At 69.9% G+C, this 14,903-nt stretch carries 1 protein-coding gene; it reads left to right on the forward strand.

The features are described from left to right. Positions 1-103 precede the first annotated feature (103 nt). Positions 104-14,857, forward strand: coding sequence for an SDR family NAD(P)-dependent oxidoreductase (locus tag AC0VYP_RS11445; RefSeq protein WP_475473965.1), 14,754 nt, complete (start codon positions 104-106; stop codon positions 14,855-14,857). The last annotated feature ends 46 nt before the right edge of the window (positions 14,858-14,903 follow it).

The following is a 14,903-nucleotide window of genomic DNA, read 5'->3' on the forward strand; positions in this document are numbered from 1 at the left end:
CGAGGGGACGCGTGCAGCCGGAGCGGCGGGGCGCCAGGGCGCAACGAAGCGCCGTGGACGGCTCCCGCTCCGGTCCCCGGTTCGACCGAAAGGTGCAGGCACCATGCTCCGTAGCGAGCTGATCAGGCCGTTGCCCGAACTCCTGCGGGCCAACGCCGAGCGCTTCGGCGACAAACCCGCCTATCGCGACGAACGGCGCAGCGTCACCTACGCGGAGTTGGAGCGCACGACCCGGTGGTTGGCCGGGCACCTCGCGCGGTTGCGGCTGCGTTCCGGCGACCGCGCCGCGATATGCCTGGGGAACCGGGTCGAGACGGTGGAGAGCTACTTCGCGATCCTGCGCGCCGGAGCCATCGGCGTCCCCATCGACCCGCGCGGCACCGACACCGAACTGTGCCATGTCCTCGACGACAGCGGCGCACGCCTGGTCATCACCGACCCCGTACACGCCGACCGTGTCCGCAGCCTGCGCCCGGAACTGGTCGTGGTGGTGGCCGCTTCGGGACCCGACCGGGAAAACGCGCCCGCCGGTCTTGCGCGTTACGAGGACCTCATCGGTACCGATCCCGGTATCCCCGCTGCCGACGACCTCGAACTCGACGCCCCCGCCTGGATGCTCTACACATCGGGTACCACCGGCACGCCCAAAGGGGTGCTCTCCACCCAGCGCAACTGCCTCTGGTCGGTGGCCGCCTGCTACGTTCCGGTCACCGGACTCTCGGAACACGACCGCGTCCTGTGGCCGCTGCCGCTCTTCCACAGCCTCGCGCACATCGTCTGCGTCCTGGCCGTCGCCTCGGTCGGTGCCACGGCACGCATCGTCAACGGCCAGTCGGCCGACGACGTCCTGGACGCCCTCCGCGAGGAGGACACCACCTTCCTGGCCGGCGTCCCCACGCTGTACCACCGCCTGGTGCGTGCGGTGCGCGAACAGGGTTTTCACACCCCCGGTCTGCGCGTGTGCCTCGTCGGCGGCGCGGTCACCACCGCGTCACTGCGCACGGCGTTCGAGGAGGCGTTCGGTGTCGCCCTGATCGACGCCTACGGCAGCACCGAGACCTGCGGTTCGATCGCGGTCAACTGGCCGAGCGGGGCCAGGGTCGCCGGTTCCTGCGGTCTCCCCGTCCCGGGACTGGGCGTGCGCCTGGTCAACCCCGAGACCGGGGCCGATGTCGCGGTCGGCCGCGAGGGAGAGGTGTGGGTGAGCGGGCCCAACGTCATGCTCGGCTACCACGGCCAACCCGAAGCCACGGCCCAGGTCCTACGGGACGGCTGGTACCGCACCGGCGACCTGGCACGCCGCGACGACGACGGCTACCTCTTCGTGACCGGCCGGATCAAAGAGCTGATCATCCGGGCCGGGGAGAACATCCATCCGGTGGAGGTGGAGGACGTCCTGCGCGCGGTCCCCGGAGTTGCCGACGCAGCGGTGGTCGCCCGCCCGCACGACGTCCTCGGCGAAGTCCCCGTGGCGTTCGTGGTCCCCGACGGCGACGGGCCGGACCCACAGTCGTTGTTCGCGGCCTGCCGGAAGCGCCTGTCCGCCCACAAGGTCCCCGAGGAGCTCTACGAGATCGCGCGTATTCCGCGCACCGCCTCGGGAAAGGTCAAGCGGCACCTGCTGCGCGGCCTCCCCGCGCGACTGCGCGCCTCCAGCAGCGGCCAGCACGACTGCCTGTTCACCCTCGACTGGATCCCCGTCCCACCCGCTGAGCCGGTGCACACCGACGCCCAGGACTGGGCGGTGACCGGGGCCGACGCCGCCCAGGCCGTGACCGAGTGCACGCGGGCCACCGTTTTCCCCGACCTGTCCGCGATCACCCGAGCAGCCGCCGTCCCCGACGTCGTCCTACTGGCCCCGGCCCAGGTACAGGCGGACGCGGACGCGGTGGCCGCCATCGTGCACGGGACCGTCTCCCAGCTGCGGGACTGGACGAGCCACACGCGCACCACCGGGTCGCGGCTGATCGTGCTCACCCGACGGGCGGTGGCCACCGCGGCAGGCGAAGCCGCCCCCGATCCCGCCCATGCCGCCCTGTGGGGCGCCCTGCGCTGCCTCCAGACGGCCGACCCCGGTCGGTTCACCCTCCTCGACCTCGATGACGATCCCGACAACCGGCTCACCGAGGCCGCCCTGACCGCGGCAGCGGCGTCGGGCGAACCCCAGCTCGCCCTGCGCTGCGGCGTCGTCGTCGCCCCGAGGTTGACCCGTCTCCCCGTCGCAGCGGACACGCGGCCCCGACGGCTCCTGGCCGGTCGGCACACCGTGCTCGTCACCGGCGCGCACAGCGAACGCGGCGCCGCAGCCGCACGGTATGCGGCCATCGTGCACGGGGCCCGCCGTCTCCTGCTCGTCAGCCCGCACGGTGTCCGCGACAAGGCTGCGGCCCGTCTCCGGGCGGACCTGGCCGCCAAAGGTGCCGACGCCGACCTCGTCGCCTGCGATCTGGCCGACCGCGAACAATTGGCTGCGCTCCTCGCTCGTGCAGGACGCCACCTCAGCGCCGTCGTGCACGTCTCGGGAACCGCCAAGCCCGGCGATCCGCTGCGCTCCACGCTCGCCGCCGCCCTCAACCTTCACGAACTGGTCCGCACCGAACAACTGTGCTCCTTCACGATCCTCACCGGCAGCGCAGGGTTGCTCGGCGCCTCAGGAGCGGAGGAAGAGGGCGCCGCCCAGACGTTCCTCGAAGCGCTTGCCGGCCGACGCCGTGCCCAGGGCGCCTCCGCACTGGTCCTGGCCTGGGAACAAAGCGGTGCCACGCGTCCGGACCGCCCCTGGACCGGCGCACTCTCCGCCAACGAGGGGGTCACGATGCTCGACGCCGCGCACGGCGCCGAGCGAGTCGCGATCCTGGCCATGCGCCTGGACGCCGAGACACTGCCCGAATCGGCCCACAGCAGCGCCATACCGCCACTGTTCGCGCACCTGATCGACGCGCCCCGCCCGACCGGCCCGGACACTGCGGTGACGGCGCAGCTGCGTACGCGGCTCGCCCGGCTACCGGAGCGCGACCGGGCCCGTGTGCTGCTCGACCTGGTCGTGACCGAGGCCGTCGGGTTGCGGCGTGTGTCCGGACCACTTTCCGCCGATCTGCCCTTCGCCGACCTCGGATTCACCTCGATCACAGCGGTGGAACTGCGCAACCGGCTGGCCGCAGTCACCGGACTGCGGCTGCCGGCGACGCTCGCCTTCGACCATCCCACTCCCCGCGCCCTGGCCCGCGTGCTCGGGTCCCGTCTCCTGGGAACTCCGGACACCGTTGCTCCCTCGCGTCCGGACCGCGGTGCGGTCGATGAGCCGATCGCGATTGTGGGGATGGGGTGTCGGTTCCCGGGGGGTGTGGCGTCTCCGGAGGACCTGTGGCGACTGGTGGCGGGAGGTGTTGACGCGGTCGCGGAGTTCCCCACTGACCGGGGGTGGGATCTTGCGGGTCTTTACGACCCTGATCCTGATCGTGCGGGGACCTCGTATGTGCGTGTGGGTGGGTTCTTGGAGGATGTGGCGGGGTTTGATGCGGGGTTCTTCGGGATTTCGCCGCGTGAGGCGGTGGCGATGGACCCCCAGCAGCGGTTGCTCCTCGAAGTGTCGTGGGAGGCGGTGGAGCACGCCGGGATCGACCCGTCGTCGTTGAAGGGCAGCGACGTCGGCGTCTACACCGGGCTGATGTCCCACGACTACGCGGTCGGCCCTGAGCAGGGTCCGCCGGGCAGTGAGGGCTACCTCGGAATCGGCAGCGCCGGGAGTGTGGCGTCGGGTCGGGTGGCCTACACGCTGGGCCTGGAGGGGCCGGCGATCACGGTTGACACGGCGTGTTCGTCGTCGTTGGTGGCGATTCATCTGGCGGCGCAGGCGTTGCGTCGGGGTGAGTGCTCCATGGCCCTGGCCGGCGGCGCCACGGTGATGGCTACTCCTGACACGTTCATCGAGTTCTCCCGGCAGCGTGCGCTGTCTGCCGATGGCCGGTGCAAGGCGTTCGCGGCCGCGGCCGACGGCACCGGCTGGGCCGAGGGCACCGGGGTGCTGGTGTTGGAGCGGTTGTCGCAGGCCAGGCACAACGGGCATCGGGTGTTGGGTGTGGTGCGTGGGAGTGCGGTGAATCAGGATGGTGCGTCCAATGGGTTGACGGCGCCTAATGGTCCGTCGCAGGAGCGGGTGATCCGTGCGGCGTTGGCGGATGCGGGTTTGTCTGCTGCTGAGGTGGATGTGGTGGAGGCGCATGGGACGGGGACGCGTCTTGGGGATCCGATCGAGGCGCAGGCGTTGTTGGCGACCTATGGCCAGGACCGTGATCCGTCCTTGCCGTTGTTGTTGGGGTCGTTGAAGTCCAACATCGGTCATGCCCAGGGGGCTGCCGGGGTGGGCGGGGTGATCAAGGCCGTCATGGCCATGCGGGAGGGGGTCCTGCCCCGCACTCTGCACGTCAACGAACCCTCACCGCACGTGGATTGGTCGGCGGGGGCGGTGGAGCTTCTGGTCGAGCAGCGCGACTGGCCGGACACGGGGCGTCCTCGGCGGGCGGGGGTGTCGTCGTTCGGGGTGAGTGGGACCAACGCCCACCTCGTCCTCGAACAGGGCGACCCGGTACCCACCGCCGTTGCGGCGGGTCCCCAGGGCGCCCCGACCACCACCGTGCTCCCGCTCGTGCTCTCCGGACACGGAACCGACGGACTCCGTGCGCAGGCCGACCGCCTCGCCTCCCACCTGGAGCAGCAGCCGACTCCGGCTCTTGCGGACGTTGGCCACGCACTGGTCACGTCGCGTGCGTCTTTGGTGGATCGGGCGGTGGTGGTGGCTGCTGGTGGGGGGGAGGCGGTTGCGGGGTTGGGTGTGGTTGCTGGGTCTGGGTCTGGGTCTGGGTCTGGGTCTGGGTTGGGGTTGGGGTCGGTGGTGGTGGGGCGTGCTGATGTGTGTGGGGGGGTGGTGTTTGTTTTTCCTGGTCAGGGTGCGCAGTGGGTGGGGATGGGGGCGGAGTTGTATGAGTCTGTTCCGGTGTTTGCGGAGGCGTTGCGTGCGTGTGCTGGGGTGATTGATCCGTTGGTGGGGTGGGATTTGTTGGGGGTGGTTCGGGGGGATGTGGGGGCGCCTTCGTTGGATCGTGTTGATGTGGTGCAGCCGGTGTCGTTTGCGGTGATGGTGGCGTTGGCGCGGTTGTGGGAGTCGGTGGGTGTGGTGCCTGGGGCGGTGGTGGGGCATTCGCAGGGGGAGGTGGCGGCGGCGTGTGTGGCGGGGGTGTTGTCGTTGGAGGATGCGGCGCGGGTGGTGGTGGTGCGTAGTGGGTTGATTGCGCGGGGTCTTGCTGGTGGTGGGGCGATGGTGGTGGTTGCTGCTTCGGTGGAGTGGGTGGAGTCGTGGGTGGGGTCGTGGGGGGAGGGGGTGGGGGTTGCTGCGGTGAATGGTCCGGGGTCGGTGGTGGTGTCGGGTGAGGTTGTGGCGGTGGATGCGTTGGTGGGGTGGTGTGAGGGGGTGGGGGTGCGGGTGCGGCGTGTTGCTGTGGATTATGCGTCGCATGGGCCGCAGGTGGAGGGGATCCGGGCGCAGTTGGTGGAGGGGTTGGAGGGTATTGCGCCGCGGGTGGGGTCGGTGGGGATGTGGTCAACGGTGGAGGGGGGGTGGGTTGATGGGTCGGGTTTGGATGGTGGGTATTGGTTTCGGAATTTGCGTGAGCCGGTGGGGTTTGCTGATGCGGTTCGTGGGTTGGTTGGGGAGGGGTTTGGTGCGTTTGTTGAGGTGAGTTCGCATCCGGTGTTGACCACCAGCATCCACGACTTGGTCCAGGGGGACGAAGACACCTCCCGGGCCTTGGTCACGGGGACGCTGCGGCGTGATGACGGTGGTTTGCGTCGGTTGTTGTGTTCGTTGGCTGAGGTCCATGTGCGCGGTGTGGACGTCAACTGGACGGTACTGCTTCCTGAAGCGCGGCGGGTGGACCTGCCCACCTACGCTTTCAACCGCCAGCGCTACTGGCTCGACCGTTCCGTCCGTAACGCTGCCGGGGCCGCATCGGGGATCGGACTCGCTCCCGCCGACCACCCGCTCTTGGGCGCGGTCGTCGGGTTGGCCGCCGACGGTGGATCGCTGTTCACCGGTCGGATCTCCCGCACGACGCATCCCTGGCTGGCCGACCACACGGTCGGCACGGCAGTACTGCTGCCCGGAACCGCCCTGGTGGAGATCGTGCTGCGCGCCGGAGACGAGGTCGGCTGCGATGTCCTGGAGGAACTGGTCACCGAGGCTCCACTGGTCCTGCCCGACCACGGAGCCGTCCAGCTCCAGGTGACTGTCGCCGCCCCCGACCCCGAGGGGCGCCGCTCGGTCGAGGTCCACTCCCGACCGGAGTCCGCGGGCGCCACCTCGTGGACCCGGCACGCCTCGGGCCAGCTGGGCGGCGTCCACCCCGTTCCCCCCCAGACCACGGGACCGTGGCCGCCCCACGGTGCCGAACCGGTTGACCTGACCGGTTTCTACCAGCGCCAGGCCGAGGCGGGCTACGTGTACGGTCCCGCGTTCCAGGGCCTGCGCGCGCTTTGGCGCCTCGGCGACGAGGTTCTCGCAGAAGTCGCGCTTCCCGAGGACCGGCATACCGATGCCACCGCGTTCGGCCTGCACCCGGCGCTGCTGGACGCCGCCCTGCACGCCAGCACGTTCTGCGCGTCCTCGCCACAATCCCCCGAAGACGGTATTTTGCTGCCCTTCGCCTGGCAGGACGTCACCCTGTACGCGTCCGGCGCCACCGAACTGCGCGTCCGCTGCACGCCGACCGCCCCCAATACCGTCGAACTGCTCCTCACCGACCACGCGGACACCCCCGTCGCCTCGATCGGTTCTCTGCTCACCCGCCCCATCGAGCGCTCCCGCCTGGACCCCGGTCGCACCGCGCCCGACGACGCACTGTTCACGGTGCAATGGAGTCGGCACGCGCTTGCCCAGGCACCCGACTTCTCCGACTGGGCGGTCGTGGGTGCCGCCACGCTGCCGGACGCCCCCGCCACGTACCCGGATGTACCGGCCCTGACCACCGCACTGGACAGCGGGCGGCCGGTGCCCGGTACCGCCCTGATCGAGATCGGTGCACGGCCCGGGGCGACCACCGGTCCCGCGGCCGCTGCGTTGGAGGCGCTTCGCGCCTGGCTGGCCGAGCCGCGCCTGGACGCGGTACGCCTGGTGGTACTGACCCACGGCGCGATGGCCGTGCACCCCATCGAGAAAGTCGATCCGGCCGTCGCCGCCGTATGGGGACTGGTCCGCTCGGCCCAGTCCGAACACCCCGATCGGTTCACGCTCCTCGACCGCGACAGCCGCGACGTCTCTTTTGCCGCCCTGGCCGCCGCCGTCGCCACCGGTGAGCCGCAGCTCGCGCTCAGGGCAGGGGAGGCGTGGACACCGCGACTCGTGCGGGCCGAACCGGCCCCCGAACTGTGTGTTCCGGCCGGAGCTCCGGCCTGGTGCCTGGCCCCCACCGGTACCGCGACCGTCAACGGCCTGACCCTGATCCCCGCTCCCGACGCGCTCGCCCCACTGGACCGAGGGCAGGTCCGGGTGGGCGTACGCGCCGCAGGGGTGAATTTCCGCGATGTCCTGGTGGCCTTGGACATGGTCCCCGGCCAGAGCGGGCTGGGCGGTGAGGCATCCGGTGTGGTCCTGGAAGTCGGGCCGGACGTTTCCGGCCTCGCCCCCGGCGACCGCGTGATGGGAACCTTCGACCAGACGTTCGGCGCGTTCGGCCCCGTCGCGGTGACCGACCACCGGCTGCTGGCCGCCATCCCCGCCGACTGGTCGTTCGCACAGGCGGCATCGGTCCCGATCGCCTACCTCACCGCCTATTACGCCCTCCGCGATCTGGCGGGAGTCGGACCGGGCGACCGCGTGCTCATCCACTCCGCGACCGGCGGAGTCGGAACGGCCGCCGTTCGGTTGGCGCGCCACCTCGGTGCGGAGGTGTTCGGGACCGCAGGCCCGGGAAAACGAGCCGCCCTGCACGAGCTCGGCCTGGACGACGCACACATCGCCTCGTCACGCTCGGTGCGGTTCGGCTCGGACTTCCTCGCGGCAACCGGCGGTCTCGGGATGGACGTGGTACTCAACTCGTTGGCCGGCGAGTTCACCGACGCCTCGTTGCGGCTGCTCGCCAGGGGCGGCCGGTTCCTGGAGATGGGCAAGACCGATGTGCGCGACGGGGCCGAGGTCGCGGACGCGCATCCGGGGGCCGACTACCGCGCCTTCGACCTGCGTCAGGCCGGTCCCGACCGGATCGCGCAGATGCTGTCGGAACTGCTCGCTTTGTTCGAGCGGGGGGCGCTCCAGCTCCCGCCGTTGACCACATGGGATGTACGCCGCGCCCCCGAGGCATTCGGTCACATCAGCAGGGCCGACCACATCGGCAAGGTGGTGCTGACCGTTCCCCATTCCCTCGATCCGGTGGGGACGGTGTTGGTGACGGGTGGGACGGGTGTGTTGGGGCGGTTGGTGGTGCGGCATTTGGTGGTGGTGCATGGGGTGCGGCGGTTGGTGGTGGTGAGTCGTTCGGGGTTGGGTGCGCAGGGTGTTGGGGAGTGGGTGGCTGAGCTTTCGGGGTTGGGGGCTGTGGTGGATGTGGTGGTGGGTGATGTTTCTGATCGTGGGGTGGTTGAGGGGGTGGTGGCGGGGGTTGGGGTTGAGCATCCGTTGGTGGGGGTGGTGCATTTGGCGGGTGTGTTGGATGACGGGGTGTTTTCTTCGCTTGGTCCGGAGCGGTTGGGTGGGGTGTTTGGTCCCAAGGCTGACGCTGCGGTGCATTTGGATGAGTTGACTCGTGGTTGTGATCTTTCGATGTTTGTGGTGTTTTCTTCTGCTTCGGGGGTGTTTGGTAATCCGGGGCAGGCTAATTATGCGGCGGCTAATGCGTTTGTGGATGGTTTGGTGCAGCGTCGTCGGGCTGAGGGGTTGCCGGGTGTGTCGATGGCGTGGGGGTTGTGGGAGGAGACCAGCGGACTCACCGCCCACCTGGGACAGACCGACCATCGGCGCACCCGACGCGGCGGGATGGTGGGGCTCACCTCTGCCGAGGGGATGGCGCTGTTCGATGCGGCCCTGCGCAGCGACGTCTCGGTACTCGTCCCCACCCGACTCGACCTCGGCGTCCTGCGCAGTGCCGACCGCACGGAACCCGTCCCCGTACTACTGAGCGGTCTTGCCCGACGCCCCCGGCCCGTTGCCGCGGCCCAGCGCGCTACCGGTACCGGATTGGCGGCGCGCCTCGCCGTGCTTTCCGACGCCGACGCCGACCAGTTGCTGGTGGACCTCGTATGCAGCCAGGCAGCCACCGTCCTCGGCCACTCCGGCGGTGATGCGATTCCCGCCGACCGCGCGTTCAAGGAGAGCGGGTTCGATTCGCTCACCTCGGTGGAACTGCGCAACCGGCTCAACACGGCCACCGGACTGCGCCTGCCCACAACCATCGTGTTCGACCACCCCACGCCCACCGCCCTGGCCCGGTTCGTGCGAACGGGACTCACCGGTGCGGCCCCCGCTCCTGCCGCTGCACCGCGTCAGAGCAGGCCAACCGACGAGCCGATCGCGATTGTGGGGATGGGGTGTCGGTTCCCGGGGGGTGTGGCGTCTCCGGAGGACCTGTGGCGACTGGTGGCGGGAGGCGGTGAGGTCCTCTCCGCGTTCCCCACTGATCGTGGGTGGGATCTGGAGGCGTTGTTCGACGCTGATCCTGATCATGCGGGGACCTCGTATGTGCGTGTGGGTGGGTTCTTGGAGGATGTGGCGGGGTTTGATGCGGGGTTCTTCGGGATTTCGCCGCGTGAGGCGGTGGCGATGGACCCCCAGCAGCGGTTGCTCCTCGAAGTGGCCTGGGAGGCGGTGGAGCGTGCGGGGATCGACCCGTCGTCGTTGAAGGGCAGCGACGTCGGCGTCTACACCGGGGTGATCAACCACGACTACGCCCTGCGCGCACATCAAGCACCGGCCGACCTCGAAGGGTTTCGGCTGACGGGGCTGTCGGGGAGTGTGGCGTCGGGTCGGGTGGCCTACACGCTGGGCCTGGAGGGGCCGGCGATCACGGTTGATACGGCGTGTTCGTCGTCGTTGGTGGCGATTCATCTGGCGGCGCAGGCGTTGCGTCGGGGTGAGTGCTCCATGGCCCTGGCCGGCGGCGTCACGGTGATGGCTACTCCTGACACGTTCATCGAGTTCTCCCGGCAGCGGGGGTTGGCTCCTGATGGCCGGTGCAAGGCGTTCGCGGCCGCGGCCGACGGCACCGGCTGGGGAGAGGGAGTGGGGGTGCTGCTCCTCGAGCCGTTGTCGCGGGCGTTGGAGAGCGGGCATCGGGTGTTGGGTGTGGTGCGTGGGAGTGCGGTGAATCAGGATGGTGCGTCCAATGGGTTGACGGCGCCTAATGGTCCGTCGCAGGAGCGGGTGATTCGTGCGGCGTTGGCGGATGCGGGTCTGTCTGCTGCCGATGTGGATGTGGTGGAGGCGCATGGGACGGGGACGCGTCTTGGGGATCCGATCGAGGCGCAGGCGTTGTTGGCGACTTATGGTCAGGGTCGTTCGGGTGAGCCGTTGTTGTTGGGGTCGTTGAAGTCCAACATCGGTCATACCCAGGGGGCGGCGGGGGTCGCGGGGGTGATCAAGGCGGTTATGGCGATGCGGGCCGGGGTGGTGCCGGCGTCGTTGCATGTGGATGCGCCTTCGCCGCACGTGGATTGGTCGGCGGGGGCGGTGGAGCTTCTGGTCGAGCAGCGCGACTGGCCACAGACGGGGCGTCCCAGGCGGGCGGGGGTGTCGTCGTTCGGGGTGAGTGGGACCAACGCCCACCTCGTCCTCGAACAGGCATCGACCGTTGACGAACCGGCGGCGCAGCGTTCGTCCGAGTCGGACCCCGCCGTTCTACTGCCCTACCCGGTATCCGCGGCCTCTCCGGTCGCGCTGCGGTCACAGGCCGACCGGCTCGCCGCGCACCTTGACGCACATCCCGATCTCGAACCCGCAGAAGTCGCTCACGCCCTCGCGACCACACGCACCGCATTGACCAACCGTGCGCTGATTCTGGCTGCTGGAACCGAGGAACTGACTACGGGACTGCGTGCTCTTGGTCGGGGTGAGCCGGGTTCGGGGGTTGTTGTGGGGGAGCCTGTCGGGGGTTCTGTTGGTGTGGTGTTTTCGGGTCAGGGGTCGCAGCGGTTGGGGATGGGGCGGGGGTTGTATGAGCGTTTTCCGGTGTTTGCGGGGGTTTTTGATGAGGTGTGTGGGGAGTTTGGGGGGGTGTTGGGTGTTCCGTTGAGGGATGTGGTTTTTGGTGGGGATGGGGGGTTGTTGGATCGGACGGTGTTTGCGCAGGCGGGGTTGTTTGCGGTTGAGGTGGCGTTGTTTCGGCTTCTTGAGTCGTTTGGGGTGCGGGCGGGGTTTGTTGGTGGGCATTCGGTGGGGGAGTTGGCGGCTGCTCATGTGGCGGGTGTGTGGTCGTTGGGTGATGCGGTGCGGGTGGTGTCTGCGCGGGGTCGGTTGATGGAGGGGTTGCCTTCGGGTGGGGTGATGGTGGCGTTGGGGGTGTCGGAGGCTGAGGTGGAGGAGGTGGTTGCGGGGGTTTCGGGGGTGTGGGTGGCGGCGGTTAATGGTGATTCGTCGGTGGTGGTGTCGGGGGAGGAGGGTGCGGTTTTTGGGGTGGTGGAGGTGTTTGCGGGGCGTGGGGTGCGGTGGCGGCGGTTGCGGGTGAGTCATGGGTTTCATTCGGGGTTGATGGAGCCGGTGTTGGGTGAGTTTCGGGAGGTGTTGGAGGGGGTTTCGTATGGGGTGCCGCGGGTTGGTGTGGTGGGGAATGTGTCGGGTGGGTTGGTGGGTGAGGGGTGGTGTGGTGCGGGTTATTGGGTGGAGCAGGTGGTTGCTCGGGTGCGGTTTGGGGATTGTGTGAGGTCGTTGTTTGGGGCGGGGGTTCGGTCGTTTGTTGAGGTGGGTCCGGGTGGGGTGTTGTCGGGGTTGGTGGGGGAGGTGTTGGGGGGTGTGGGTGGTGTGGGTGTGGTGTCGTTGTTGGGCGGTGGTGGTGGTGGTGGTGAGGGTGGGGGTGAGGTTGGGTCGTTGGTGAGGGGGTTGGGTGGGTTGTTTGTGGGTGGGGTGGATGTGGATTGGGGTCCGTTGGTGGGTGGGGGTGGGGGTGTGGTTCTGCCTACGTACGCCTTCCAACACAACCGCTACTGGCCCACCACCCCACCACCCGCGGCCGATGCCGCCGGCCTCGGCATGGAGTCGGCATCCCATCCCCTGCTGGGCACCGCGGTCCATCTGCCCGGGTCTGGTGGTTTGTTGCTCACGGGCAGGCTCTCCACCGCGACCCACCCCTGGCTGGCCGACCACCGGCTCACGGGCACCACCGTCGTCCCCGGGACCGCGCTCCTGGAACTGCTGGTCCGTGCCGCCGACGAGCTGGACTGCCCACTACTGGAAGAACTGGTCAACGAGGTCCCCCTGCTCCTGCCCGACCAGGGCGGCGTGCGGGTGCGGGTCATGGTCGAGGGCCCCGACGACTCCGGCCGTCGTACCGCGGGCGTCTACTCCCGCGCCGAAGACGCCCCTCCGGAAACGGAGTGGGTGCGCCACGCCACGGCGACCCTGGCCCCGGACACCGACGTCAACCCCTTCGACCACGCCCAATGGCCCCCGTCCGGCGCACAGGAGCTGGACGTCCACGACTTCTACCCCGACCTGTCCGGGGCCGGCTACCACTACGGGCCCGCCTTCCGCGGACTGCGGGCAGCCTGGCGGCGCGGGGACGAACTGTTCGCCGAGGTCGCCCTCGACGACGACACCGCGTCGTCCGCGGCGGGATTCGGCGTCCACCCGGCGCTGCTGGACGCCGCCTTGCAGGCCATCACGCTGAGCGGACTCGAAGAGCAGGTCGAAGGGCACATCCGGGTGCCGTTCTCCTGGCGGGGAGTGCGGGTGCACGCCACGGGTGCCCCGATGCTGAGGGTGCGCCTCGCCTCGGACGGCGCCGACGGGATCACCGTGCAGGCAGCGGATGCGACCGGTTCCCCGGTGGTCTCGATTGCGTCGCTCACGTCGCGCCCCATCCCGACCGACCGGCTCACGCCGGGGCGCGAAACCGTCCCCGACACGCTGCTGCGTGTGCGCTGGGACGCTCCACCGGCACGTACCCCGCTACCGCCCGGGGCCACGCCGATCCTCATCGAGGCCCTGGGCGACGGAGATTCTCCCGAGGCCGCGCACGCGACCGTCGCCGATGTCCTGGCCCGGCTGCACCGCACGCTGGCCGAACCCGGACCACAGCCCCTGGTGGTGGTGACCCGCCGTGCGGTGGCCGTGGGAGCGGAACCGGTCAACCCGGCCGCCGCGGCGGTATGGGGCCTGGTGCGCTCGGCCCAGACCGAACACCCCGACCGCATCACCCTGGTCGACAGCGACGGCGACAATGCGGACCACGACGCCATTCTCGCGCTGGCCGCCGGGGAGCCGCAGGTGGCAGTACGAGAAGGCGCTGTCCTGGTGCCGCGTCTTGCCCGGATCACCGAACCCCCCACTGACGACCGGCCGTCGGTGGATCCTGCGGGGACCGTGTTGCTCACCGGAGGCACCGGGGCACTGGGGCGGACGGTGGCCCGCCATCTCGTGACGACGCACGGGGTACGGCGACTGCTGCTGGCGAGCCGCCGCGGTCCCCGGGCCGACGGGGCCGCCGAGCTGGTCGCTGAACTGGCAGAGGCCGGCTGCACGGCACACGTGGTGGCCTGCGATGTCTCCGACCGCGAGGCGGTCGTCGAGCTGCTGGCCGCGGTGCCGAAGACCCACCCGTTGACGGGTGTAGTGCACCTCGCCGGAGTGGTGGACGACGCAATGCTCGCCTCCCTGACCGCTGAGCGTCTCGCGACCGTCTTCGCGCCCAAAGCCGATGCGGCGCTGCACCTGGACGAACTGACCCGCGGCTGTGACCTGCGCATGTTCGTACTGTTCTCCTCGCTGGCCGCAACATTGGGAGGTGCGGGTCAGGGCAACTACGCTGCGGCCAACGCCTTCCTGGACGGTTTGGCGCAACGCCGCCGGTTCGAGGGGCTCCCCGCGCTCTCGCTGGCCTGGGGCCGTTGGCAGCACGACGACGGGATGGCGGCGCGCGTCCACCGGGCAGCGGATCACGGTTCCCCGCCCAACGGCGGTCTGCCGGGGATGACCGCAGAGGAGGGGCTCGCCCTGTTCGACACCGCACTGCGGCTGCACGAGCCGGTGCTGGTTCCCGTCGAGGCCGACCCCGCAACCCTCGCTGCCCTCACCGGCAACGGACAGGTACCGCCCTTGTTGCGCGCGCTGGTGCGCCCCGTGCGCCGCGCGGCAGGCACCGTGTCCATCGTGCCGCAGTCGTGGGCCGAGCGCATCGCCGGACTGAGCGAAGCCGAGCGTACCCGCACTCTGCTCGACCTGGTGCGGACCCAGGCCGCCACGGTGCTGGGCTCCGGTTCCGACCCGATCGGTGCGGACCGCGCCTTCACCGACATGGGATTCGACTCGCTCACCTCGGTGCAACTGCGCAACCGGTTGGTGGAGGCCACCGGGGTACGCCTGCCGGCCGCCGTCGTGTTCAACTGCCCGACCCCGACAGCACTGGCGGCCAGGATCCGCGACGAACTCCTTCCCGCCACCGTTCCCGACGAGTCGGCCGCACCCGATGAGGAGCGCCTGCGCCGGGTACTGGCGACCGTACCCCTGGACCGCCTCAGGGAAGCCGGCGTGCTCGACGCGCTCGTGCGGTTGACCGAGACCGCCACCGACTCCCCGGCACCGGACAGCACCGGCGGCGGGGGTATCGAGGCGATGGACGCGGACGACCTGGTGCGCCACGCCCTGCGCGGCATCGGCAACTGATCAGACCCCATGGCGGCCCCACGGTCGTGACGATCTTCCCCCGTAA

The organism is Nocardiopsis sp. iso_186 (assembly GCF_056173365.1).